Here is a 22,667-nt window from a genome sequence, read left to right on the forward strand (position 1 = left end):
TAAACATAAGTGTTTATCGAGGCCTGATTCCGTCACTTATCCTTCAACAGACCCGTCCCGTTATCCCAACAGATGGAGAAAAGTGGCCCAGATTGCCAGTCGTAACTGACAACCTAGGCCATATGAACAGCTCTATTTTTGCCGGCAGATCTCGACGTCATCCTGAGTTTTCAGGTCTGTGTCGATTCCCAATCGGTACCAGCAGTAATCAGTAATCCACCCCCGCTCCTCTGCTGTCAGGCGTTATATCTTCCTGATCTCTCCATCGTTGGCGTGGATGTTGTAGAACTTCATCCGAAACGTAGGGTGCTTCTTGATGAGGACAACGGTCTCGATGTCTCCGTCCTCAAGGGCTTCGTAGTAGCTGAAGTAGAACATCGTCATCGCGGCAAGGATTGCTGCGATCAGAAGCTTTCATTCCTTTGACGCCGGTGCTTGAGGCTGAATAGCTTTCAGCATGAAAGAGGATTAATCGAATTTCTGCAAATAAATCAGTCTCCGTTTTTTGTCCGCGTTTTTTATGGTTTAGGCTGCGGACAGCCTCTCCATTGATCCGTTCCGGATTTGCTCAACTCCGGTTCAAAGTGGAGAAGGAGCTGCTGATTCATAGCCGTTCCTTCTAAAAGCTCAGGTGCTACAACCAGTTATAAAAAGTTGAGCAAAAAAATCCTGTCGGTCGCTTTTAGTGCCTAAAATTGACGAGCGCTCTACGTCGTAATCGGCCGCTTCATGAGGTGCAGGGAGAGGTCAATCGTAGGCTTTGATGGAGCACAATTCATGATGGTCGTACAGTACGCTTTGAACAGCCAATCTCCTAAAATATCAATCATTTCGTGAGTATAGGTACCTTATGATTCTGATAGATTTCGTTAGAATTTCCGGATTCAGGGGTATCTGCTCATTGGAGCTCTCGCTTCGGCCTATGACTGTGTTGCTTGGCACGAATAACGCCGGTAAAACCTCCATTTTGAAAGCTTTACAGCTTGCGGTAGGGGACTACTCCCGCTTTTTAAGTGATGAGGATTTTTTTATCGGCCAGAATGGACAGGAAGCGACTGAGATTATTGTCGATGTGCGGATCATACCGGTTGACGACTCTAATTTACGTGCTACTAGCTTCAACGAAGCTTGGGCAACGGAGTTTGGGGATAAAATCAAAGCAGAAGCAGATGGAAAGCAATTCGTAGCTTTGCGGACAAGGTCGAAGAAAAATCTAATAAAAGGCGGCTTTGAAACTGCTCGATATTCCCTAGAAAGGTGGAACGCTTTTGATAACTGGGCGATCGAGAGAAATAAAGAAACGCGGCTAAATTCTAGACTGTTGTGCCTTCCTGTAATTCCAATTGAAGCTCAGAGAGATATTCATTATGAACTTCGAGAGCGCTCCTCGTTCGTAGGGAGGCTGCTTTCCGGTGTCGTTTATGATGCGGAGGAAGTTCTGGCATTAGAAGAGCTCATACGCGAGGTCAATGATCTAGCTGTTGAAAAAAGCCCTGAGCTTAGGCTCTTGAAGCAACATCTTAGCGCTCTTACTAAATCATTTTCTGGTGAGGGAAGTGCCGAACTCAACCCTTTACCCAAGAAAGTAAGGGACTTGTCAAAGAACTTTTCAGTCAGTTACGGCGAATCCGCGGAAAATACATTTTCTATGGAATATCACGGTATGGGGACGCGAAGCTGGGCGTCCCTCCTTACTGTAAAAGCATTCATCGAGATAGCCTGTCGAAATCACGAGGAAGAATCAGAGCCATTTTTTCCAGTGATTACTGCTGAAGAACCGGAGGCTCATTTACACCCGAATGCACAGCGCACTCTGTATCGACAACTTTCTGACAGTCCGGGGCAAGTGATCGTCAGCACTCATTCGCCCTACCTAGCGGGTATGACTGACATCATGAATATCAGGGCTATTTCACGAGCCCCACACGGATGCAAAGTCAGTCAGGTAGCGTACAAAATGACGCCTGATGAAGTTCACATGCTTTCGAGAGAAATAATAAACAAGCGAGCCGATATACTTTTTTCGAAAGCTATAGTGCTTTGCGAGGGCGTTACAGAAGAACAAGTTTTACCAAGCCTTTTTGAGATCTATTCTGGCTTCACCATGTGTGAAATTGGCGTATCCTGCATTAGCGTAGGCGGAAAAAACTATGCACCATTTATTAAGCTTGCATGTAGCTTGGGAATTCCTGTCTTTGTAGTTAGCGATAACGACGGAAACACCCAGCTTGAAATAGAAGCACAAATAAGCAAAATAAAAAAAGACTCTCTCCTTGAACTTGCTGATGATTTGTTTGGCATCTCGTATCTAAGCCAAGGAAACGACTTTGAATCTGAAGTGTTTACCTCCTTGGGACTAAAATCCGAAATCATTGAGGCCTTGGTAAAGTGTGAAACCAAAGGTTCTACAAACATTAATTGGGTAAGTGCGAAACATCGAGAGCTATCTGCGCTGCGTGATCCTGATATATTAATTAAAATGAGAGAGCTTAAAGCGTCATACTCGGGTTTTTTAGGTGATATATTAATACAGAATATTGCCGAAAGAACCAAGGAACAGCGTATTCCTCGTGCAGCTCTTGAGGCTTTTGATAACATTAAAGAGTGGCTAAGATATGATTAAGCTATCTGATAAACAGGCTGAGATTGTCTATGCTCCGCTCAATACATGTATGCAAGTTCTTGCTTCGGCTGGTTCGGGGAAGACAAGGGTCCTGACGGAGCGCATTAGGCATATTTTAGGGTCAACAAAAAAAGATGGTGTAATCGGGCTGACTTTCACTAATAAAGCTGCCGATGAAGTGAACTCGCGCCTCGAGGATGCACCTGAATACTCCGACCGCTGCTGGATATCCACAATCCACTCAGTAGCGCAAAGAGTAGTTGATCAGTATGGGCACACGATAGGCCTTCCCTCTGAGTTACATATTTACGAAAGGGATGAGGACAGAAAGGCAGTCTTCATTCAGTCACTAGTGGATGATGGTCTTGATGTCGACAACTTTCTGGGGATTGGCGAAAAACCAGCATCAAGAACAAAAGAAATTCAGCGATACATGGAGGAGTTTTCATTCATTAAGCGTGCGTTATTGACAGAAGTCGAAATTATATCACGGCACGCAAGCAACTCTTTATTCCTGTCTATATATAGAAAATATCAAGAAGCACTCCTGGAGAGCGGCGGCATTGACTTCGACGACATTTTAGTTTTTGCACATAAGATTTTAGTAGAGCAAAGTTGGTGCGGGGACATTTACAGAGCAAAGTATAAGCATATATGCGTGGACGAAGCTCAAGACTTAAATAAGGCTCAGTATGAGTTCATTAAAGTTTTAGCCGCAGGAAAAATAAAAAGCGTAATGTTTGTTGGGGATCCAGACCAGATGATATTTGGGTTCAATGGCTCATCCAAAAAATTTTTATGCGAACGATTTATGGAGGATTTTTCCCCGTCGCAGTACAGACTGATCGAGAATTACCGCAGTTCTTTGGCGGTTATCGAGTGGGCAAATAAATTGCGTCCTGGTTCTCAGTTAGGTATGACTATCGCGCTGCAAGGTATCGCTCAGATTCAGGCATGCGACGATGAAGACGCAGAAGCTAAATGGATTACCAACACTATCACCCATATATTATCTACGGGTACTCATGAGGAGATTGAAGGGACTATTACACTAGAAAATATAGTGGTTATTGGTAGAAATAGATTTGTTTTCCGAGCTCTCGAAACAGCACTTGGTAACGCAGGAATTGACTACTATGTTAAGCGCGGTGAGAGGCTTCAGCTACCCACCTCTGTGTTTGGAAAAATTCTTGATTTGGCTATAAGGTTAAAGTTGAATCCGAAAGATTGGTTGGATGGCGGGCGCTTGTGCGAAGCTTTAGATATTGATAAGAATCAGGCTTGGGGTGATTCTGGCGTGCTAATTGATTTGGCCGAAGAGCTTGGATCAAGAGGTGAGCTGCTTTCTAGCGTATACGGAGATTTGTTGTTGGCTATCAACGAACTAGATAGCGAAACTCCTAATATACCCAAGCTTTGCGTTAATTTTTCAGCCACTTTATCCTCTCTGATTGCGAGCTCCTCAATAAAAGAGGCGGAAGTTGAACGATCTTTAGCAGAGCTCGAAGAATTTCGAGGGTGCTGGACGACCTATAAAAAGAAAGGGTTAGGAGAATCATTAGGTGCGTTTAGAAACTCTATGGCGTTAGGTCAACTCAGTGAGCCTTATAATAAGACGGGCCTAACTTTAAGTACTGTTCATACGATGAAAGGGCTCGAAAAGGATATAGTTTTTGTATTGGGCATGTGTGAAGGCGTTTTTCCGGATTATCGTGCTGTGACACCAGAAGCGGTTGAGGAAGAAAGAAATAGTGCTTTTGTCGCAATAACACGCGCTAGGCGTTGGGTTTTTGTTTCACATCCTGGAAAGCGTTTGATGCCTTGGGGAGATATCAAACCTCAGCGACGCTCAAGGTTCGTTGATGAATTACTAAGATCCTGATTTAAGTTCCCATGGTGCGGGCTAGATTCATCGCCCGCACGATATTACCAGACATATAGAGTTATTTTTTCGAGGGAAATTAGTATCAGGCCATTATTCCTGAAAGTCGCAACCTATTGACAATTATTCGATTCAGCTCACGCATTTAAGGTTGCAACAATCTAAACACCCATGACTTCGCGATTAAAATCAGAATCGACTCGATTTTCAAAGGCGTATCGAATGACTGCTATTGGCTGAAAGCGAATCAAAGGGACGAAACAAAGGCGACTGATCTATTTACTGCCCCCCTTTTGGAACGTATGCCTAGTGAACAACAAATCAGCCAACTTTTCTTTCTTTTATTTTTCCTATTAATCATTGTGACTTTGAGGCTCAGCCTCATAAGGTTGAAAACAATAAATACCCTCACACTGAAGCCGACTAACAACATAACTTGGAATTGCCAAACCATTCAGAATAAAATCGGGCGCCTCGCCCTCTACAGTGTAAGCTTGAAGTTCATTATTATAGTGCCGCACCGTTCTAGAAAACTCTATAAAAGTCTTATCCGGCTTAGGAGACTGTGGGTTCTGACACAAAATACAGAATGCTTCACTTAGCAGCCAATGCCCGCTCAACTTATCTTTCAATGCTGGATCTTTATGGCGATGGTAGAGATTAGTTAACAATACGAGATCAACTCTATCGTAGGCAGTTGTATCTGCATAAGACTCAAGCGTGAACAACCCTTGCGTACCATACAAATAAGAGTACCACTTCTGCATATCCATAGCATCATCACACCCCACGACAAGTACATTCAACTCATTATCAGGAGTTACAGGGGCGAATTTCTCATGCGCAGAAACGAGAAAACTTTTAAGATTATTATCCATATGTCGCTGTCGAGACAGCACATGGCCACCGCTAAAAAACAAGCTTTCCAGGTCTTTTACGACATTATCGAAATCGCTAAGACGGCCTAACGATCCAATTTTAAAGCCATCACTTTCATCTATCGCGTGTTTTTTAGAAAAATCGGCGCACTTTACCTCCACATTATATTTAAAACCTTCCACTCGGACTGAACAGTCTACATCTTTCGGCGGATTGACCTTATCTTCATAGATAAATCCATCAGAAAAGAACCTCGCAAAATGAGCACACACGGTCACCTCTACCGCTGCCTGTATATAGGCCTGCTCACTAACATTATCAGACTTCAAACCAAGCTTATTAAAGCAGAGACTTTCTCTTTCCGAGAGATTCATATGAGGCGCTAAATAATTAATAGCCTCAACAAGTCCGGAAGCATAGCTTTTAGTCGATACAAACCTATTATTCAGATCAAACTGCAAAGTCGTTACTTTTGAATTCATTCCATCCCCCGCCTTACTCGACATCTTCCCCTCCCAACGCCAGCATAGCTTAGATAGCCGTTAAGTCATATCGCCCTACTCGATTTGCTTCGCGTCACAACCGATTAAACTTAGATTATTTTCACAAACTTAGCTTTTAGATGAACATCAAAGGGGACAGATTTATTTTCGGAAATCAAACCACCCCGAGTTCTCGACCTACTTACTAGGAATAGATCCGCCCCCATTCGTCCCCCTAGATGACTCTATGAGATATACGACTCCCACTGCACCCCCCGCATCACTAAGCGCCCTGTAACTTTAGACAATAGTGCAAGCAGGCGTGCAAGGCCAACGGCAGGATCATTGAACGCAAGGTAAGTATCTGAGCCACTCACACCAAACAAAACACCTTCATTCTTCACAAGAATTCCCTTTGTTAAATCAAAGTAAACATCTGGCTGACGCGCCTCTTGCAGCGCTACCAGGGTTTGTTCAATGCTCTCTAAAGGAGATCCGCCATATGTGAGAATAACGTTCAATATTCGGTTATAAGGCCAATCCAAGTCACCCAACTGCACACCTTCAAGCGTACTTGGAGAAAGTGCTTTAACGCTCTCAATATTGAGAAACACAGCCTCAAGGACAGATGGCGTTATATCTGTTTTAATCTCGAAAGTTGCAACGGTTCCTTCTTGAAATATGAGATCATGGCCGCTAGCAAATGGAAGTCTAGGCATGGACTTCAACATCAGAACAATATCTTGTTGTTTAGAACGCCGCCCCTCCGAGTCAATAATCACTCCGCTTACGACGCTGGTCATTTCCGGAAGATGTGCAAGAAGGAAGTCTTGAATAAGCCGCTCTCGCGCTGAACCTGCTGTGACAGAGTGCCCCAGCACCTTAGTCATTTCGTATTGAGCATTTAGGGCTTTTACAGCCCCATGACAGTATTCAACTAGTGGCTTCACTGACCTGCTCCCTGCAAGGAAATAGTTTTCGGGATTGTCTACTAATCGGTAGACAGCTGCAAAGAAACCAAACCCAATACAACTCAATGGCTCCGCTGACCGGAAGTGATCATTCACCCAATTAAATCATGGCCTCGTGAGGCTCGGCATCTCCACCCCCTCCCCCAACCTCTCCACCCCCAGCCTCACCCTATCCCCACCTTGCTCAATCACCACCCCATCCCCCTCCACCGCCACCAACCTCACCCCAGGACTCACCCGCTCCCCCTGCAAAAAACTCCTAGGCGGCCCGTCATTCAGGCTAAGTATCGCCACCGCCCCCCGACTCCCCGCCATCACCCCGCTCACCTTGATCTCCACCGGCGCCGTGCGGTTGGAAAACCACTGCAACGCCGGGTTATCGCTGCGCGCAGCGAGCAGTTGCGGCGTGGCCGCCGGGGTGTGGGATTCGGCGGTGGTCAGGAGCAGGGATGACCAGGTGGCGATGCCGACCAGGGCGGCCAGCAGTGCGGCGGCCTGGATGATTTGGGGGGGTGAAAAGCGTGCGGTGAATCTCATGGGCTGAATCTCCTTTTAGTCCCGGTGACCAGACTACGCGGCAATTCTCACGGTTTTATTTCACACGCCTTACATGTTGGCCGTGCAGGATGGTTTTTTGGGACGGGGCTGGACGCAAGGGAGTGCGCATTCGATGAACCGGTGCAGGCAGCAGGGTTTTACGCTGATCGAGTTGATGGTGGTGCTGGTGATCATCGGGATCGCCAGTGCGGCGATCAGTCTGAGTATCAAGCCCGATCCGTTGCAGTTGCTGCGCAAGGACGCCGAGCGCGTGGCGCAGTTGCTGCAGATTGCCCAGGCTGAGGCCCGCGCCGATGGGCGGCCGATTGCGTGGTTGAGCGATGGCAAAGGGTTTCGGTTCAGTCGGCGCAGTGACAGTGGCAAGGGCTTTGATCATTTCGATCGGGACCCGCAGTTGCGGCCGCGTCCCTGGCAGAGTCCGAAGCTGGAAGTGCGGGTGGAGCCGAAGCAGAAAGTGGTGCTGAACGCGGAGTGGATCAATCCGCCGCTGCAGTTGACGCTGTCTGACGGGCTCAATCGGTTGAGTGTGCTGCGCGATGCTTCGGGCCGGATTAGCGTGCAATGAACAGACAACAAGGTTTTACGCTGATTGAGGTGATGGTCGCGATTCTGTTGATGGCGGTGGTCAGTCTGATTGCCTGGAAGGGGCTGGACAGTGTCACTCGCGCCGACAGCCATTTGCAGGCCAGTGGTGAGCAGAGTGACAGCCTGTTGCGGGCGTTGAATCAGATGCAGCGGGATGTGGAAATGCGCGCCGGGATCGAGCTGACGGAGCCGAAGAAGGTCGGCGCCGAGGATGAACCGGCGACCGCGCCGCCTGCCGTTACGGTGCGCAGCAGTGACAGCAAGGGGTTTCGGCTGGACATCATTCGTAGCGCGGCGGATCAGCCGGGGGCGTTGCAGCGGATTCGGTGGTGGCTAAAGGGGGATACGTTGTATCGCGCGGTGGCGCCGGCGCGTAGTCGGTATCCGTTGCCGGCGCCTACGGCTGGGGTGGCGGTGTTGGGTGAGGTGAGTGATTTGCAGGTGCGGGTTTGGGAGATGGATAAGGGGTGGCGGCAGTTGAGCGGGAATCGGCGGGAGGATCCGTTGGGGTTGGAGGTGAAGTTGACCCGGCAGACACCGCAAGGGCCGGAGAAGTACCGGCAAGTGATGGGGCCACTCCAATAACCTGGTTCACTGAGATCCCTGTGGGAGCTGCGGTGCGACGATTCGACTTGCCAGCGATGGGGTCTTCACATCCAACATTTCATTGCCTGACATACCGCTATCGCTGGCAAGCCAGCTCCCACAGGGTTCTATGGTGTTTGTGGGGGTTGTGTTAGTTAGCTGAGGACTACGACGCCGCCCGGCAACTCGGTGCATTTGACGCCGTAGGCATCGCGGATCAGTGCGCCTACGCCGGCCAGTTGGTCGAGGGAGAAACGTGCCTGTACGCGGCGCTGGCCGAGCTCTCGGTTGAGCAGTAGCAACATCCCCGGGCGATAGCGGTTGATCTCGTCGATCATCTGGCTCAGGGTCGCGCCGTTGAACACCAGCATTTGCTGCCGCCAGTTAGTCACCGCCGCCGTGTCGACGCTTTGCACGGTGCCAACCTGTTGCGCGTCGTAGGTCAGTTGCTGGCCTGGTTCCAGTCGCAGGCTGCGGCCTTCGACTTCCACGTCCACCGCGCCATCGAGGCACGTCACGCACACCTGTTGATCGAGGTTGCGCAGGTTGAACCGCGCCCTGCTCGCCCGCAGCCATCCGCCACCGGCCTGCATCGCCATCGGCAGCCGTGCGGTCTGCACTTCGACTTCGCCGCTGACCAGTTCAAAGCCTTGCACGCCCTCATCTACCGAACGCTGGTTGATGCGGGTCTGGGTGTTCAGTTCCAGGCTCAAGCCATCGGCCGGTTCGACGCGGCGTTGCTGGCCGACTTCGGTGATGTAATCCGCGCCGAGCCCGGAGAACCCGCCCGGGATCGTGCCGCGCACCAGCAAGAACGCCGCCGATGCGGCAATCGCGCCGCCGAGAAAGGCCCGGCGTCCGAACCGTCGTGGCGCCTGCATCGCTTCTGCCGCCGGTTGCAGCAGGTGCCACAACGCCTTGCACTCTTCGAAGGCGCGGGCGTGTTCGGGGCTTTGGGCGCACCACTGGCGCAGCGCTCGGGCGTCGGCGACCGTGGCGCGGCCGGAGGTCAGCAGGATCAGCCAGTCGCGGGCTTCGCTTTGCAGACGCTCGGCAGGCGTGGGCTCGGCAGGTGTCAGACGGAAGATGTTCAAACGCACAGGTACTCGACGGGTTGATCGGGACACTAAATCGGAGCTTCATTCACTAGACGGTTTTCCGGCCCCGCGACCGAACCGCTGAAACACTTTTCTTTCCAGTTTGGCCGCGCAGTGTCCGAGGGCAGCCTTGATTTCCTTCTCGACCATGCGCGTGGAAATGCCGAAACGCTGGGAGATTTCCAGGTGCGGCGCTTCTTCCAGCCGTGCGGCGATGAAGATCCGGCGGCGCCGGGCCGGCAGTTCGTAGAGGGCGCTGAGCAGGGACTGGATTTCCTTTTGGCCGCCGACCACGCGCATCGGGTCCAGCGCTTCGTCGCTGACTTGCAGCAGTTCTTCGACTTCGCTGCCGGTGAGCAGCCGCGCATCGGCCTGGCGGCGGTCGGCGGCGATGTTCAGGGCCATGCGATAGAGGTAGGCGTTGGGCCGCAGCAGGTTCGGCGGCGCTTCCATGCGGTCGACCCGCAGGTAGGTTTCGTGCAGCACGTCGTTGGCCAGGTCTTCCGAGCCGAGACGGCGTCGCAGGCGCACCCGAAAGTCCTCGTAGGACGTCAGGAACAGCTGGACCATCGAACTTTGTCCGGCGTCTTTCATCCCCCGGAAACTCCTTCCCATTGTGTGCATTCCATGCGCTTTCCTGACGATTCGGGTAACAACAGCAACGTGACTGGCTGGCGCAATGCGCCGGGTGTCGGCCGGTCGATCTTGAGCGTGTGAAAACTGTCTACCAGCGCTGCATCGCGCCGAACATCGCCGGTCGAGGTGACCAACCGGTTGTGCTGCACCACGCCGTCGCGCCCGATCCACAGCTGTAACACCGCGCGAAAACTGCCGGGCCGGGTCAACGGCGAGCGGCACAGGTTGCGTTCAATCGCGGCCTGCACCGCCGTGGCGTAGCTGCGGTTGACCGCTGCGCTGGCGGGGGTCGGTTTCTCCGCCGGCAATGACACTTCCTCGACTTGCGCCACTTGCAAGGTGAACGCGTCGTCGCGGCTGTACTTGGCCATCAACCCACTGCCACCGAGCATCCGCCGCAATGCTTCGGCGGCGGTGAATTCGCCATCCACCGCCAGGGAGCGTCGACCGCGACTCAACTGGCTGTCGACCAGCACCGCCATGCCGGTGGCGCGGCTGAACTGATCAAGGGCGCGGGCCAGTTCCTGGGCCGGGATGTGCAAGGTCAGGCGCATCGTCGCCGGCACCGGGTCGGCGCTGGCGCGGCTCAGAAACAAGCCAAGCAGCAGCCCCAGACAGAGCTGGCGCATGAGCGCTGAGCGCACAACATCCTCCCTGGCACGGCCTCGCTGCACGGCTGATGTATCCCTGAAAACCGTCATCCTGAGGGCTGTTTATGAATCTGGTGTGACGGCCACTGCAAAAAAACCATCACGGGATCGGCGCGCCCGTTGCACTAGACTCTTGAGCTAGAGCGGCCCCTTCGGGCCGGCCAGGAGGCCAGCATGAAATCACTGTGGACATTGGCGCTGAGCGGGCTGTTATTGACGCTGTCGGGCGGCGTGCATGCCGAGCAGGCAGTGGGTTGCGTCGAGGTGACCGTGGGCGGTTACAAGGCGCCGAATTACGACTGCCTGAGCCAGCAGATGGGCAACAACCCGGACGGCGCGGCGGCTGCGCAGAAGAATCAGGAAGCGATGAATGTGCCGGTCAACAAGCGCCCGCCGAATCAGGTGGGACTAGCAACGCCGGCGGCTACCAGTACGCGGATGGGCAATACGTTTGGCACGTCGGTGAAACCGCAGCGGCCGCCGAACTAGTGTTTACCTGTTCCTTCCCACGCTCCCGCGTGGGAACGATCATCAACTAGTGATCGCTGGGAACTTGCCGAAAACTCACCGCCAGGCGATTCCAGCTGCTGATGGTGCTGACGGCCATGGTCAGGTCCACCAGTTCGCCTTCGTTGAACTGTGTCCGCGCCTGCTCATAGACGTCATCCGGCACATGACTTTCCGCCAGCAGCGTCACCGCATCGGTCCACGCCAGCGCCGCCCTCTCGCGCAGGTTGAAGAAGCCGCTGTCGCGCCAGACCGCGATGGCGTACAGCCGCCGATCCGTCTCCCCTGCCCGCCGCGCTTCCACCGAATGCATGTCGGTGCAGAAGGCGCAGCCGTTGAGTTGCGAGGCGCGGATCTTGATCAGGTGCAGCAATGGCGCCTCGATGCTCAGGCTGCTGGTCAGCGCTTCCAGGGCAATCATTGCTTTCATGGCTTTGGGTGAAGCGCTGTAGTAATCCAGACGCGGGGACATGGGCGGGTCTCGGGCAGCAGAAGAGTGATTTCACGGTAAGCGCTGACAGGCCAGGGTTACAGCCCCAATTCGACGGAAAACCGGTACACCACTGATTAATGCCAAACACAAATCCTTGTGGGAGCTAGCCTGCTAGCGATGGCGCTTTGTCTGCATCATCAATGGTGACTGACAGGACGCTATCGCGAGCAGGCTCGCTCCCACATTGGATCGGGGCCAATTTCGGGTATTTGTGATGCGCAACTACTGTCGACAGCGCATTCGGGAGTAATCTGGCCGGCACACTCAATTTCCCGGAGAGCCTCGTCGGTATGGAACTTCATGTCGTGATCAACGGCCGCAAGGATCTGGCCGGTCAGTTGTATCAGCAGCTGCGCGGCGCCATTGAATCCGGGCGTCTGGCCGCGGGCACGCAACTGCCGCCGAGCCGTTTGCTCGCCGAGCAACTGGGGATTTCGCGCAAGACCATTTCCGACACTTACGCGCAGCTGACTTACGAAAACTTCCTCACCGGCGTCATCGGCAAAGGCACCTACGTCAACGCCCGCTCGACGCCGGTGCAGCGCAAGCAAAGTCATTCCGAGCTGGCCAGTGCCGAGGTGATCGAGAGCTGGTGCAACCTGCCGGTGTTCCTGCGCCATCCGACGCTGGAAGGCTCGCTGCGTTACGACTTTATTGGCGGCGCCACCAGCAAGGGGCAATTCCCCCACGATGACTGGCGCCGCTGTGTGTCTCATGCGATGCGGCAAATGGCGGGTTCCAAGGGTTTCTACAGCGTGGCGGAAGGCTTGCCGGCGCTGCGCAATGCAATTGCCCGGCACATTGCGTTCTCCCGTGGCGTGAACTGCCAGGACGAAGACATCGTGGTGTGCAACGGCGCGCAACAGGCACTGGACCTGATCGCCCGGGTGCTGCTGCGCCCCGGCAGTCTGGTGGCTATGGAAGATCCGGGTTATCCGCCGGCGCGGCTGCTGTTCGGCACCCATGGCGCGACGGTAGTCGGAGTGCCAGTGGATGCGGAAGGGATTCAGGTCGAGCAGATTCCCGACGGCACTCGGTTGATCTACGTGACGCCGTCGCACCAGTTCCCGCTGGGGATGCCGATGAGCCACGCCCGGCGCGAGGCCTTGCTGGCCCGGGCCTATGAGCTTGGCGCGATCATCATCGAGGACGACTATGACAGTGAATTCCGCTACGAGGGCCGGCCGACCGATTCACTGCACAACCTCGATCAGCGCGGCATCGTCGCTTACGTCGGCACCTTCTCCAAGACCCTGCTGCCCGAGCTGCGGCTCGGCTACGCGATCCTGCCGCCAGCGATCCTCGAAGCGGTGATCCGCGCCAAGCAGCTCACCGACCTGCACGCCTCCACCCTGCCGCAATGGGCGCTGGCCAAGTTCATCGCCGAGGGTTGTCTGCTCAAGCACATCCGCCGCTGCCACACCGTTTACGCCCAACGCCGCGAGCGGATCCTGGCGCGCATGGCCACCGATCTGTCGCCTTGGCTGGAGGCCGTGCCGGCCAGCGCAGGCTTTCATATGGCGGTGTTCTGCCGGGTGCCGATCGACTTGCCGTTGGTGATCGAACTGGCGAAAAAGGTCGAAGTCGGGCTGTACGCCATCGACGGCTTCTATTACCAGCAGCCGGCCAGAAGCGGGATGTACTTCGGTTTTGGCGCCATCGAAACGCTGGATATCGATATCGCGCTGGACCGCCTGCGCGACATTCTGCAACAGGTCGCCGGGTAGATTGGTCTAACGGATTACCCGCCGATTGGTTATTGGTGATCCGGGGGTGCAGGCCTATTCTGCACAGGCGTTATCCCTCAATGAGCAGGATTCGTCCGGCCTGATTCAGGAGTGTGAGCAATGTCCAACGAAGTGATCAACACCGTACAGGTGCAGGCTGCGGCCGGCCGCTCCGAGGAGCTGGGCAGGCAGTTGCAGAAGATCGTCGAAACCCTTCGCGAAACGCCGGGCTGCGATTCCTATCTGGTCGACCGTTGCCCTGACGACAGCCACCGCTGGACGGTCAGTGCTCGTTGGCAGTCGGAGGCGGCGATGCAGGCGCACTTCAACCGGCCTGAGGCGCAGGGGTTTATTGATTTGATCGACAGTCGGCTGGCCAATAGCGTGGATTTCAACTCGTTTCCGATCGTTTGACTTACTGACGCCATCGCTGGCTTGCCAGCGATGGCGTATCTAAATGCGCTGAATTCTCCCAGATTGGTCACCCGATCTTCCCGAATATTGGCCGTTTGAATGCATCACTTCGCGGACTACTGTGAAAGCCGACTCCCCCACTTCACAGGTGACCCGCCATGAAACTCCTGCCCATTTTCGCCGCCGCTCTCGCCCTGTCTGTTTCTGCCGCCGCCATGGCCCACGACGCCTCCGAGAAGGTCTCGGTCCTCCAGGACCAGATGCTGAAAAACGTCCCCGGCAAGAAAGCCATGATGATCGAGGTCGACTACAAACCCGGCCAGTCCTCCATCGCTCACAAACACGACGGCACCGCCATGGCCTATGTACTCGAAGGCGAAGTGACTTCCCAGGTCAAGGGCGAACAAGCGATCACCTACAAGAAGGGCCAGTTCTGGTACGAACCCGCCGGCTCCGAACATCTGGTGTCGAAAAACGCCAGTAAAACCAAACCTGCCAAGTTGCTGGTGTTCATGGTGCTGTCGCCGGACGAGCAAGTGTTGATCCCCTTGAAAAACTGATGGTTGTTTAACCAGCCATAAATAAAAGGCGCAAATTGTTGATTTGCGCCTTTTTTATTTCTCGCGGCAATTAGTCGAAAACGCTTACAGCCAATAAAACTATTGCATGACAGTCATTCAGCAAATTGTCAGGTTGTTTTCAGTTTGGCGGGAGTAGTCTGAGGCAACTGTCGCCGATTCTATTTAATGAACCCCGACATTCCTGACTTTCCGACTGAAGTTGCTTCACGGGAGACTCACCATGAAACTTGCCTTTGCCAGTACCTTGGCGATATCGGTTTTAGCGTTGTCCGCCTGTTCAGTTCCTACCGCCCCCAAAGCGGTTTCCTCCCTCGACACACTGTTCACCCAACCCGTCGGGCGCAGCAGCGCCGCTCAGGTCAAAAGCGGTCCCGGTGTCTCGTTGGGCGTCGTCTACAGCCCGAGCACCCAGACCAACCGCGAATACCTGCGCGAGTATCAGGCCAACGCCGGCACCGGTTTCGGCCAGAGTTTGCTGGTGCAGCCGATCCACGACGCCTACGTCGCCACCTCAAAACCGGACATGGCGGTGGATTGGGTGAAAGCCTCGCTGCAACGCCAGTTCGGCTCGGTGACGGTGTACCCGGACATGCAGAGCCTGCGTGCGGCCAACCCGGATGTGGTGGCGATCGTCGACACTCATAGCCAGTTGATTACCTCGCGCAGTTCGGACATCAAGGCGGATGTGAGTGCGGACTTCTATGACGGCAAGTTCAACTATATCGGGACGGCCAAAGGGTCCGAGGCGAAAGAGTTGACGCCGGTGTGGGCGGACTTCAAGCGTTCGGATGAGATTGTTGCGGATATTAATCAGCAGCAGGAAGTTCAGGTCCGGGCGCTCCAGAAGTTTGACCAGTCGCTCAGTAATTTGCTGACCAGGCCGACAGATAAAGTGTCGATGCTTGATAACAAACAAGGACATAACTTGCAGTAACGAGAAAACCATCGGCCATAAAAAAGCCCCCGCATCTCACAATGCAGGGGCTTTTTCATTCAACGGCTACTCAAGCAAGCTCAAGCTCCGCAGTCGCCGCAGCAGGCACGACAGCCTGACCGCTCAGCGCCACGTCGTTCAGCTCACGGTTGGCCACCGCGTACATGGCGTAGTCGGTGCCGCTGGCGGCACGGATTTCCACCAGCATGGCGCGCCAGCGCTGGATCATCGCGTCGTGTTGCGCCATCCACAGCCCCAGACGCTCTTCCACGTCCAGGTTGCCGCCGCCCGCTTGCAGAACGGCGATGGTGATCGCGCGTTGCTGCCAGTCGACGTCGTCGCGGAACGCTTCACGGGCCAGGGCCTGCCAGTTGTTTTCAACCGGCAAGGCGCTGATCTGCGAGATGTACCAGGTGATGTCCAGCGCGCTGCCCACGGCGAAGTACGCCTTGGCCACTTCGGCCGGATCCTGGCCAGTCACGTCGGCCGCTTCGATGATCGGCAGCAGCGTGTAGAGGTGGGTAGTCCCCGCCACCATACGCGCCAGCAGTTCCGGTACACCGGCAGCCACGTAAGCCTGATAACGCTCCTGCCAGTTTTCACGGATTTCGCCGCTCAGCAGTTCGTCCAGTTTCAGGCCCAGCTCCTTCAGGTGCGGACCGAAATGCGCGACGTCACGGGCAGCGTTCTGCTCGTTGCGACGGGCACGCAGGAACCAGCGCGTAGCGCGACGGCCCAGACGCATCAGCTCGTCCATCAGCTCCAGTTGCACGTCAGCGGAGACCTGATAGTCCAGCGCTTCAATCTGACGGAACCAGTGCGGGAGGTGGAAGATGTCACGCACGATCACATAAGCGCCGGCCACGTTCGCCGGGGTCATGCCGGTGGACTCTTTGAGTCGCTGAACGAAGGTGATGCCCATGTGGTTGACCAGATCGTTGGCGATCTGGGTGCTGACGATCTCGCGCTTCAGACGGTGACGACGCATGGCATCGGCGAACTTGCTGACCAGGCTCGGCGGGAACGCGGTTTCCATGTCGCGGGTCAGGTAGTCGTCGTCCGGCACCAGCGAGTCCAGCAGCTGCTGCTTGAGGTCGATCTTGCTGTACGAGATCAGCACCGACAGTTCCGGACGCGTCAGGCCCTTGCCCGTCGCGGCGCGCTCGGTGAGCTGCTCCTCGGTCGGCAGGTACTCGATGGCGCGGTCCAGCTTGCCACGGCCTTCCAGATCGCTCATCAGGCGTTTGTACTCGGCGGCACGCTCGTAGGCACGGCGGGCAGCCAGGGACAGAGCCTGGGTCTGCTTGTAGTTATTGCCCAGCACCAGACCACCGACTTCGTCGGTCATGCTCGCCAGCAACTGATCGCGTTGCTTGCCGGTCATGTCGCCGGCCTGAACCACTTCGTTCAGCAGGATCTTGATGTTCACTTCGTGGTCGGAGCAGTCCACGCCGCCGGCGTTGTCGATGAAGTCGGTGTTGGAACCGCCGCCATTCAGACCGAACTCCACACGACCCAGTTGGGTCATGCCGAGGTTACCGCCCTCGCCCACAACCTTGCAGCGCAGCTCGTTGCCGTTCACGCGCAGTGCATCGTTGGCCTTGTCGCCGACATCGGCGTGGCTTTCGCTGCTGGCCTTGACGTAAGTACCGATACCGCCGTTCCACAGCAGATCCACCGGTGCCTTGAGCAAGGCGTTCAGCAGTTCGGTCGGGGTCAGCTTGTCGGCCTGAATGTCGAAGCGCTCTTTCATCTGTGGCGAGATGGCAATGCTCTTCGCGCTGCGCGAGAAGATACCGCCGCCTTCGGACATGATGCTGGTGTCGTAGTCGGACCATGCCGAACGCGGCAGGTCGAACATGCGCTGACGCTCGACGAAGCTGGTGGCCGGGTTCGGGTTCGGGTCGATGAAGATGTGCAGGTGGTTGAACGCGGCAACCAGTTGCAGCTTGTCGGACATCAACAGACCGTTACCGAATACGTCGCCGGCCATGTCGCCGATGCCGACCACGGTCACGCTGTCTTCCTGGACATTGATGCCGCGCTCGCGGAAGTGGCGCTGTACGCCGACCCACGCGCCCTTGGCGGTGATGCCCATCTTCTTGTGGTCGTAACCGGCCGAACCACCGGACGCGAACGCGTCACCCAGCCAGAAGCCGTAGTCGATGGCGATGCCGTTGGCGATGTCGGAGAAGGTTGCAGTGCCCTTGTCCGCCGCGACCACCAGGTACGGGTCATCGTCGTCATGACGCACGACGTTGACCGGCGGAACCAGTTTACCGTCCTTCAGGTTGTCGGTGATGTCCAGCAGGCCCGAGATGAAGATGCGGTAGCAGGCGATGCCCTCGGCCGCGATCTCGTCACGGCTGCCGCCCAGTGGCAGGCGACGCGGCAGGAAGCCGCCCTTCGCACCCACCGGCACGATGACCGAGTTCTTCACTTGCTGGGCTTTTACCAGGCCCAGGACTTCGGTACGGAAGTCTTCTTCACGGTCGGACCAGCGCAGGCCACCGCGAGCAACGTTGCCGAAGCGCAGGTGCACGCCTTCGACGCGTGGCGAGTAAACGAAGATTTCGAACTTCGGAACCGGCTTCGGCAGCTCAGGGATCAAGTGCGGGTTGAACTTGAAGCTGAAGTACGACTTGTTCTGGCCGTTGGCGTCGGTCTGGTAGAAGTTGGTACGCAGGGTCGCTTTGATCAGGTCCAGGTAACGACGCAGGATGCGGTCTTCGTTGAGGACTTGAACGTCGTCCAGCGCGGTCAGGATCGCTTGTTCCAGACGCAGTTGCTTGTCGTCCAGATCATCGCTGCCCAGCTTGCGTGCCAGGTAGAAGCGGGTCTTGAACAACCGGGTCAGTTCACGAGCGATGTCGGTGTGGTTGTTCAGGGTGCTGGCGATGTAACCGAGGTCGAAGCCCAGACGGATCTGCTTCAGGTAGCGAGCATAGGCACGCAGCAGCGCGACGTCGCGCCATGGCAGGCCGGCGGTCAGCACCAGACGGTTGAACGCATCGTTTTCGGCGTCGCCGCGCACGATGTGGACGAACGCGTCCTGCAGGGTGTCATTGAGCTGCTGGATGTCCAGGTCCATGCCTTCGGCGGCAGTGAACGCGAAGTCGTGGATCCAGAACTCGCGGCCGTTGTTGTGACGCAGGCGATACGGGAACTCGCCCAGCACGCGCAGGCCGAGGTTTTCCAGGATCGGCAGCACGTCGGACAGCGCCAGCGGGGTATCGGCGTGATACAGCTTGCAGTGCAGCTCGCGCGGGCCGGAAGCCAACGGCTGGTAGAAGCTCATGGCCAGCGGCTTCTTCTCGCTCAGGTTGAGCAGGTGCTGCATGTCGACCACGGCCGAATGCGCAGCGAAGCGCTCGCGGTAACCGGCCGGGAAGCCTTTAGGGAAGTCGGCCAGCACGTTGGTGCCGTTGGCTTCGCCGAAGGTTTCGACGGTCAGGGCGGCGTAATCGTCCTGCCAGCTGCGGCAGGCCTGGATGACTTCGTTTTCCAGTTGCAGCGGGTCGATGTCGATGCGGTTTTTCGGATCGACGCGCAGGATCAGTTGCACGCGGGCCAGCACGGACTCGGAGAAGAAGGTCCAGAACTCGCAGTCGGTCGCCTTCAGGCGCTCCATCAACACTTGCTGGATTTTCTGGCGAACTTCGGTGGAGTAGATGTCGCGCGGCACGTAGGCCAGGCAGTAGCAGAAACGACCGTACGGGTCTTTGCGCAGGAACACGCGGATCTTGTTGCGTTCCTGGATCTGCACGATCGACATCACGGTGCTGAACAGTTCGTCGACCGGGGTCTGGAACAGGTCGTCACGCGGCAGCACTTCCAGAACCTGGGCCAGTTCCTTGCCCAGGTGAGCCTTGGCCTGGAAGCCGGAGCGACGCTCGATTTCCTCGACCTTACGGCGGATGAACGGGATGACACGTACGCTTTCGCCATACACCGACGAGGTGTACAGGCCCATGAAGCGGTGTTCCTTGATGACTTTGCCGTCGGCGTCGATTTCACGGATCGACACGTAGTCCGGGTAGGCCGGACGGTGTACGCGGCTCGGGTGTGCAGCCTTGGCGAACGACAGCAGGGTCGGTTCGCGCAGGTAGTTCACGGCGTAGTCTTCGATGTGGCGGTCTTCGTTGGTCAGACCGGTGCGCAGCATCTTGGTCAGGCCGAGGAACGAATTCTGGTCGTATTCGATGTGGCCGCCATCGGCCTGATCGACCACGGTGAATTCTTCGTAGCCGAGGAAAGTGAAGTGGTTGCCCACCAGCCATTCCAGGAAGCTCTTGATTTCGTTCTTCTCGCCGGCATCGACGGCGAATGCGCTGTTATCGAGCTTGGTGAGGATTTCCTGCACCTTGGCCTTCATCGGCTCGAAATCGGCGACCGCGACGCGGACTTCACCCAGAACCTGTTCCAGTTCCTTGCTCAGCACATTCAGTTCGGCCGCGTTGGCGCAGCGGTCGATTTCCAGGTACATCAGCGACTCGTGCAGGATGCCTTCGCCGGTGGTGCCCTTCGGCAGGATTTCCAGCAGTTCGCCCTTGCTGCCACGACGCACGCTGAGCACGGTGGTCTGCAGGGTGTGAATGCTGTAGCCGCGGCGGTTCAGCTCGGTGCGCACCGAGTCCACCAGAAATGGCAGGTCGTGGTGCAGCACTTCGACCGCGGTGTGGGTCGACTGCCAGCCGTGACGTTCGTAATCGGGGTTGTAGACGCGCACTTGCGGTTGCGCGTGATCGAAGCGCTCAAGCAGGCGCCACGCAGAAAGAGTACAGCCAGCGAGGTCGGAGAGGCGACGTTGGGTCAGCTCGTCCAGGGAAATGATGCCGAAGAATTGTTCAGCGAACAGCGCCACTTGTGGCAGTGCCTGTTCACTGATGTGCTGCGCCAGTGCCGCTTGCAGTTGGTGCTGGAAGTCGGCTTTGCTGGCTGCGGTGAAGAACGCCATCTGTGGTACTCCGCTTGGGCTTGTTATTGATGGAAAGCGTCGCGTACAAAACCCCTTTCGGGGCGTTCCGTCGCCCTGTTCCTGAATCTCGGGCAGAGGAAACAGGGTGACAGGTGGGTGAAGCTGGACGAGACACTCAGGTCACATTCACCTTCCATGAATGGGCATCTGCAAAAACGACTGTCCGGCATCATTTTGGAGCCTGCGACAATGCCTTTACGGGTGCTCATCCGTTGCGCAGCTTAATGGGTGCGACAATGTGTCTGCTTGCGGTGCTGCGACATATTCGGTCATTGGCACGTAAACCCGGGCAGGCGCATCGGTAAACACTAGCATTCATGGGACGGAACGCCGGTCTGAATCCCCGGTTTTACGGTACAGGCGTGCCAGAAATGACCATTGACCTGTGTCGCGTTCGCGACACATCCTCTGACACTCTCACATGCAGAAATTCCCGGGGGCTGGCAGAATCGCGCCCAATTGCGACCAACAAGCCCGCCGAGGCAGGAATTCCCCATGCAAATGACCACCGCCCTTTTGATCGTCAACCCGTGCGACGACGAAGAAGACAACATGGCCATGCTCTGCTGCCACAGCGACAAGGGCGAAATGTTTCTGATGAGCCGCTATCCGGACGAGGATGAGCTGGAGATCACGCTGGATGGCGAGCCGTCGACCCTCGATGGCGTCAAGGTCACCCTGACCAAGACCCTGCTGAAGATCGAAATCGCGGCGGCGGATGCCGATGCGCTGAATGGCGATGATGTGCTGGAAATCACCTACAACCCGGACATGGTAGATCTGGCCGAGGTCGAGGAGACCCTTAAGAACATTCTTGATGGTACTGGCACCTTTATCAGCCAGATTTGAGGGTGTCGGCACTGGCCCTATCGCGAGCAGGCTCGCTCCCACATTGACCGTTTAAACTCGGTCTATTGTGGGAGCGAGCCTGCTCGCGATGAGGCCCGAAAAAACACCACATCTCCCCCCGCCCTACAAATTTCCAACAATTGCCCCGGTCATTTCCCGCACTTTGCGCAAAATGCCGTTAGTCGCCACCCCCTGCGATGGATTAAAGTAACGCCCCCAGCCCCGGCGTTATCCGAACGCCTGTGGCCACCCTTTCCAGGAACAGTCATCGATGGAACATCGTGAAGCGCTGCTGGCGCTGCGAACCTTTCTTTCAACGCAGATTCTCGGCCAGGAAAAACTCATCGAGCGCTTGCTCATCGCCCTCCTCGCCGACGGCCACATGCTGGTCGAGGGCGCTCCGGGTCTGGCCAAGACCAAAGCGATCAAAGAACTCGCCGAGGGCATCGAAGCCCAGTTCCATCGCATCCAGTTCACCCCGGACCTGTTGCCGGCCGACATCACCGGCACCGAGATCTATCGCCCGGAAACCGGCAGCTTCGTGTTCCAGCAAGGCCCGATCTTCCACAACCTGGTGCTGGCGGACGAAATCAACCGTGCCCCGGCCAAAGTGCAATCGGCGCTGCTCGAAGCCATGGCCGAACGTCAGGTCAGTGTCGGGCGCAGCACTTACGAGCTGTCGCCGCTGTTTCTGGTGATGGCCACGCAGAACCCGATCGAGCAGGAAGGCACCTATCCGCTGCCTGAAGCCCAGCTCGACCGCTTCCTGATGCACGTAAAAATCGGTTTCCCGGACGCCGCTGTCGAACGCCGGATCCTGCAACAGGCCCGGGGCGAAGCCCTGAACGGCGAAACCAAGCCCGAGCGCCGGGTCAGCCAGCAGGCGATCTTCGCCGCACGCAAGGAAATCCTCGGTCTGTACATGGCGGACGCCGTGGAGGAATACCTCGTGCAGCTGGTGATGGCCACGCGCAACCCGGCGAAGTTCGATCCGGAAATGGCCGAGTGGATTGCCTATGGCGCCAGCCCGCGCGGCTCCATCGCCCTTGACCGCTGCGCCCGCGCCCACGCCTGGCTGGCCGGTCGCGACTTCGTCAGCCCGGAAGACATCCAGGCTGTGCTGTTCGATGTGTTGCGTCACCGCATCATTCTGTCGTTCGAGGCCGAGGCCGCCGGCATCGATCAGGATCGGGTGGTGCAACGGATTCTCGACGTCGTAGCCGTCGCTTGACCCCC

At 56.0% G+C, this 22,667-nt stretch carries 19 protein-coding genes and 1 pseudogene; 11 read left to right on the forward strand and 9 right to left on the reverse strand.

All coding sequences use genetic code 11. From position 1 onward, the window contains the following. Positions 1–132 precede the first annotated feature (132 nt). A pseudogene (locus tag AC07NR_RS08780) lies at positions 133–384 on the reverse strand (hypothetical protein). Positions 385–850: 466 nt separating this feature from the next. Here AC07NR_RS08780 and AC07NR_RS08785 point away from each other — a divergent pair. Both AC07NR_RS08785 and AC07NR_RS08790 read left to right on the forward strand, forming a co-directional pair. Continuing rightward, positions 851–2,623 carry an ATP-dependent nuclease gene (locus AC07NR_RS08785; protein ID WP_495078361.1) on the forward strand — a complete coding sequence of 591 codons (1,773 nt, stop codon included), beginning with the start codon at positions 851–853 and terminating at the stop codon, positions 2,621–2,623. Continuing rightward, entirely contained in the window at positions 2,616–4,505 is a 1,890-nt protein-coding gene (locus tag AC07NR_RS08790) for an ATP-dependent helicase (protein ID WP_495078362.1), read from the forward strand. The genes AC07NR_RS08785 and AC07NR_RS08790 overlap by 8 nt, the downstream gene beginning before the upstream one ends. A 353-nt stretch (positions 4,506–4,858) precedes the next feature. Here the strand turns inward: AC07NR_RS08790 and AC07NR_RS08795 are convergent, their stop codons facing one another. The 3 genes from AC07NR_RS08795 to AC07NR_RS08805 form a co-directional block, all read right to left on the reverse strand. Further along, positions 4,859–5,890, reverse strand: coding sequence for a hypothetical protein (locus AC07NR_RS08795; RefSeq protein ID WP_495078363.1), 1,032 nt, complete (start codon positions 5,888–5,890; stop codon positions 4,859–4,861). Positions 5,891–6,111: 221 nt separating this feature from the next. Beyond that, the gene (locus AC07NR_RS08800; RefSeq protein ID WP_495078364.1) at positions 6,112–6,816 is read right to left on the reverse strand and encodes a DUF6602 domain-containing protein; all 705 of its coding nucleotides are present in this window, start codon (positions 6,814–6,816) and stop codon (positions 6,112–6,114) included. Between the two features lie 126 nt (positions 6,817–6,942). Further along, positions 6,943–7,374, reverse strand: coding sequence for a type II secretion system protein N (locus tag AC07NR_RS08805; protein ID WP_495078365.1), 432 nt, complete (start codon positions 7,372–7,374; stop codon positions 6,943–6,945). Positions 7,375–7,507: 133 nt separating this feature from the next. On the opposite strand from AC07NR_RS08805, the gene gspH reads away from it, so the two are divergent. After that, positions 7,508–7,960 (forward strand): type II secretion system minor pseudopilin GspH, encoded by a 453-nt coding sequence (gene gspH, locus AC07NR_RS08810; protein WP_011334577.1) that lies wholly within the window; start codon positions 7,508–7,510, stop codon positions 7,958–7,960. Beyond that, positions 7,957–8,565 (forward strand): type II secretion system protein GspJ, encoded by a 609-nt coding sequence (locus AC07NR_RS08815; protein WP_495078366.1) that lies wholly within the window; start codon positions 7,957–7,959, stop codon positions 8,563–8,565. The genes gspH and AC07NR_RS08815 overlap by 4 nt, the downstream gene beginning before the upstream one ends. 155 nt (positions 8,566–8,720) lie before the next feature. On the opposite strand, the gene AC07NR_RS08820 is transcribed toward AC07NR_RS08815, so the two are convergent. Genes AC07NR_RS08820 through AC07NR_RS08830 form a run of 3 tightly spaced genes read right to left on the reverse strand, consistent with a single transcriptional unit; the run spans position 8,721 to position 10,927 of the window. Continuing rightward, the gene (locus AC07NR_RS08820) at positions 8,721–9,659 is read right to left on the reverse strand and encodes a FecR family protein (protein WP_475275235.1); all 939 of its coding nucleotides are present in this window, start codon (positions 9,657–9,659) and stop codon (positions 8,721–8,723) included. 45 nt (positions 9,660–9,704) lie between these two features. Next, entirely contained in the window at positions 9,705–10,256 is a 552-nt protein-coding gene (locus AC07NR_RS08825) for an RNA polymerase sigma factor (RefSeq protein WP_011334580.1), read from the reverse strand. Then, a complete protein-coding gene (locus AC07NR_RS08830; RefSeq protein ID WP_495078473.1) occupies positions 10,253–10,927 on the reverse strand; it encodes an STN domain-containing protein in 675 nt (224 codons plus the stop codon). The genes AC07NR_RS08825 and AC07NR_RS08830 overlap by 4 nt, the downstream gene beginning before the upstream one ends. Before the next feature lie 195 nt (positions 10,928–11,122). Between AC07NR_RS08830 and AC07NR_RS08835 the strand changes: the two genes are divergently transcribed. Next, a complete protein-coding gene (locus tag AC07NR_RS08835) occupies positions 11,123–11,437 on the forward strand; it encodes a hypothetical protein (protein ID WP_025109823.1) in 315 nt (104 codons plus the stop codon). 46 nt (positions 11,438–11,483) lie between these two features. On the opposite strand, the gene AC07NR_RS08840 is transcribed toward AC07NR_RS08835, so the two are convergent. Continuing rightward, the gene (locus tag AC07NR_RS08840) at positions 11,484–11,927 is read right to left on the reverse strand and encodes a carboxymuconolactone decarboxylase family protein (RefSeq protein WP_248741893.1); all 444 of its coding nucleotides are present in this window, start codon (positions 11,925–11,927) and stop codon (positions 11,484–11,486) included. Between the two features lie 311 nt (positions 11,928–12,238). On the opposite strand from AC07NR_RS08840, the gene pdxR reads away from it, so the two are divergent. The 4 genes from pdxR (at position 12,239) to AC07NR_RS08860 (ending at position 15,604) form a co-directional block, all read left to right on the forward strand. Continuing rightward, entirely contained in the window at positions 12,239–13,675 is a 1,437-nt protein-coding gene (gene pdxR, locus AC07NR_RS08845; RefSeq protein ID WP_495078367.1) for a MocR-like pyridoxine biosynthesis transcription factor PdxR, read from the forward strand. Positions 13,676–13,795: 120 nt separating this feature from the next. Beyond that, the gene (locus AC07NR_RS08850; RefSeq protein ID WP_085711307.1) at positions 13,796–14,089 is read left to right on the forward strand and encodes a putative quinol monooxygenase; all 294 of its coding nucleotides are present in this window, start codon (positions 13,796–13,798) and stop codon (positions 14,087–14,089) included. A 158-nt stretch (positions 14,090–14,247) separates the two neighbouring features. Continuing rightward, positions 14,248–14,649: a cupin domain-containing protein gene (locus AC07NR_RS08855; protein WP_085711308.1), complete on the forward strand. Its 402-nt coding sequence runs from the start codon at positions 14,248–14,250 to the stop codon at positions 14,647–14,649. Positions 14,650–14,890: 241 nt separating this feature from the next. After that, positions 14,891–15,604, forward strand: a complete 714-nt coding sequence (locus AC07NR_RS08860; RefSeq protein ID WP_495078368.1) for an ATPase — start codon at positions 14,891–14,893, stop codon at positions 15,602–15,604. A 70-nt stretch (positions 15,605–15,674) separates the two neighbouring features. Here the strand turns inward: AC07NR_RS08860 and AC07NR_RS08865 are convergent, their stop codons facing one another. Further along, entirely contained in the window at positions 15,675–20,561 is a 4,887-nt protein-coding gene (locus tag AC07NR_RS08865) for an NAD-glutamate dehydrogenase (RefSeq protein ID WP_495078369.1), read from the reverse strand. Positions 20,562–21,077: 516 nt separating this feature from the next. On the opposite strand from AC07NR_RS08865, the gene AC07NR_RS08870 reads away from it, so the two are divergent. Continuing rightward, positions 21,078–21,431 carry a hypothetical protein gene (locus tag AC07NR_RS08870; RefSeq protein WP_085711311.1) on the forward strand — a complete coding sequence of 118 codons (354 nt, stop codon included), beginning with the start codon at positions 21,078–21,080 and terminating at the stop codon, positions 21,429–21,431. A 271-nt stretch (positions 21,432–21,702) separates the two neighbouring features. Next, on the forward strand, positions 21,703–22,662 hold the full coding sequence (locus tag AC07NR_RS08875; RefSeq protein WP_007913915.1) for an AAA family ATPase: 960 nt from the start codon (positions 21,703–21,705) through the stop codon (positions 22,660–22,662). Positions 22,663–22,667: the final 5 nt, after the last annotated feature.

This window comes from Pseudomonas sp. GW821-FHT09C09 (genome assembly GCF_059418105.1).

Excerpts from the sequence above, each read along its gene's own strand:
- AC07NR_RS08785 (WP_495078361.1), top strand. The coding sequence starts at position 851 with ATGATTCTGATAGATTTCGTTAGAATTTCCGGATTCAGGGGTATCTGC.
- AC07NR_RS08790 (WP_495078362.1), top strand. The coding sequence starts at position 2,616 with ATGATTAAGCTATCTGATAAACAGGCTGAGATTGTCTATGCTCCGCTC.
- AC07NR_RS08795 (WP_495078363.1), bottom strand. The coding sequence starts at position 5,890 with ATGTCGAGTAAGGCGGGGGATGGAATGAATTCAAAAGTAACGACTTTG.
- AC07NR_RS08805 (WP_495078365.1), bottom strand. The coding sequence starts at position 7,374 with ATGAGATTCACCGCACGCTTTTCACCCCCCCAAATCATCCAGGCCGCC.
- gspH (WP_011334577.1), top strand. The coding sequence starts at position 7,508 with ATGAACCGGTGCAGGCAGCAGGGTTTTACGCTGATCGAGTTGATGGTG.
- AC07NR_RS08815 (WP_495078366.1), top strand. The coding sequence starts at position 7,957 with ATGAACAGACAACAAGGTTTTACGCTGATTGAGGTGATGGTCGCGATT.
- AC07NR_RS08825 (WP_011334580.1), bottom strand. The coding sequence starts at position 10,256 with ATGAAAGACGCCGGACAAAGTTCGATGGTCCAGCTGTTCCTGACGTCC.
- AC07NR_RS08830 (WP_495078473.1), bottom strand. The coding sequence starts at position 10,927 with ATGCGCCAGCTCTGTCTGGGGCTGCTGCTTGGCTTGTTTCTGAGCCGC.
- AC07NR_RS08835 (WP_025109823.1), top strand. The coding sequence starts at position 11,123 with ATGAAATCACTGTGGACATTGGCGCTGAGCGGGCTGTTATTGACGCTG.
- AC07NR_RS08840 (WP_248741893.1), bottom strand. The coding sequence starts at position 11,927 with ATGTCCCCGCGTCTGGATTACTACAGCGCTTCACCCAAAGCCATGAAA.
- pdxR (WP_495078367.1), top strand. The coding sequence starts at position 12,239 with ATGGAACTTCATGTCGTGATCAACGGCCGCAAGGATCTGGCCGGTCAG.
- AC07NR_RS08850 (WP_085711307.1), top strand. The coding sequence starts at position 13,796 with ATGTCCAACGAAGTGATCAACACCGTACAGGTGCAGGCTGCGGCCGGC.
- AC07NR_RS08855 (WP_085711308.1), top strand. The coding sequence starts at position 14,248 with ATGAAACTCCTGCCCATTTTCGCCGCCGCTCTCGCCCTGTCTGTTTCT.
- AC07NR_RS08860 (WP_495078368.1), top strand. The coding sequence starts at position 14,891 with ATGAAACTTGCCTTTGCCAGTACCTTGGCGATATCGGTTTTAGCGTTG.
- AC07NR_RS08865 (WP_495078369.1), bottom strand. The coding sequence starts at position 20,561 with ATGGCGTTCTTCACCGCAGCCAGCAAAGCCGACTTCCAGCACCAACTG.
- AC07NR_RS08870 (WP_085711311.1), top strand. The coding sequence starts at position 21,078 with ATGCAAATGACCACCGCCCTTTTGATCGTCAACCCGTGCGACGACGAA.
- AC07NR_RS08875 (WP_007913915.1), top strand. The coding sequence starts at position 21,703 with ATGGAACATCGTGAAGCGCTGCTGGCGCTGCGAACCTTTCTTTCAACG.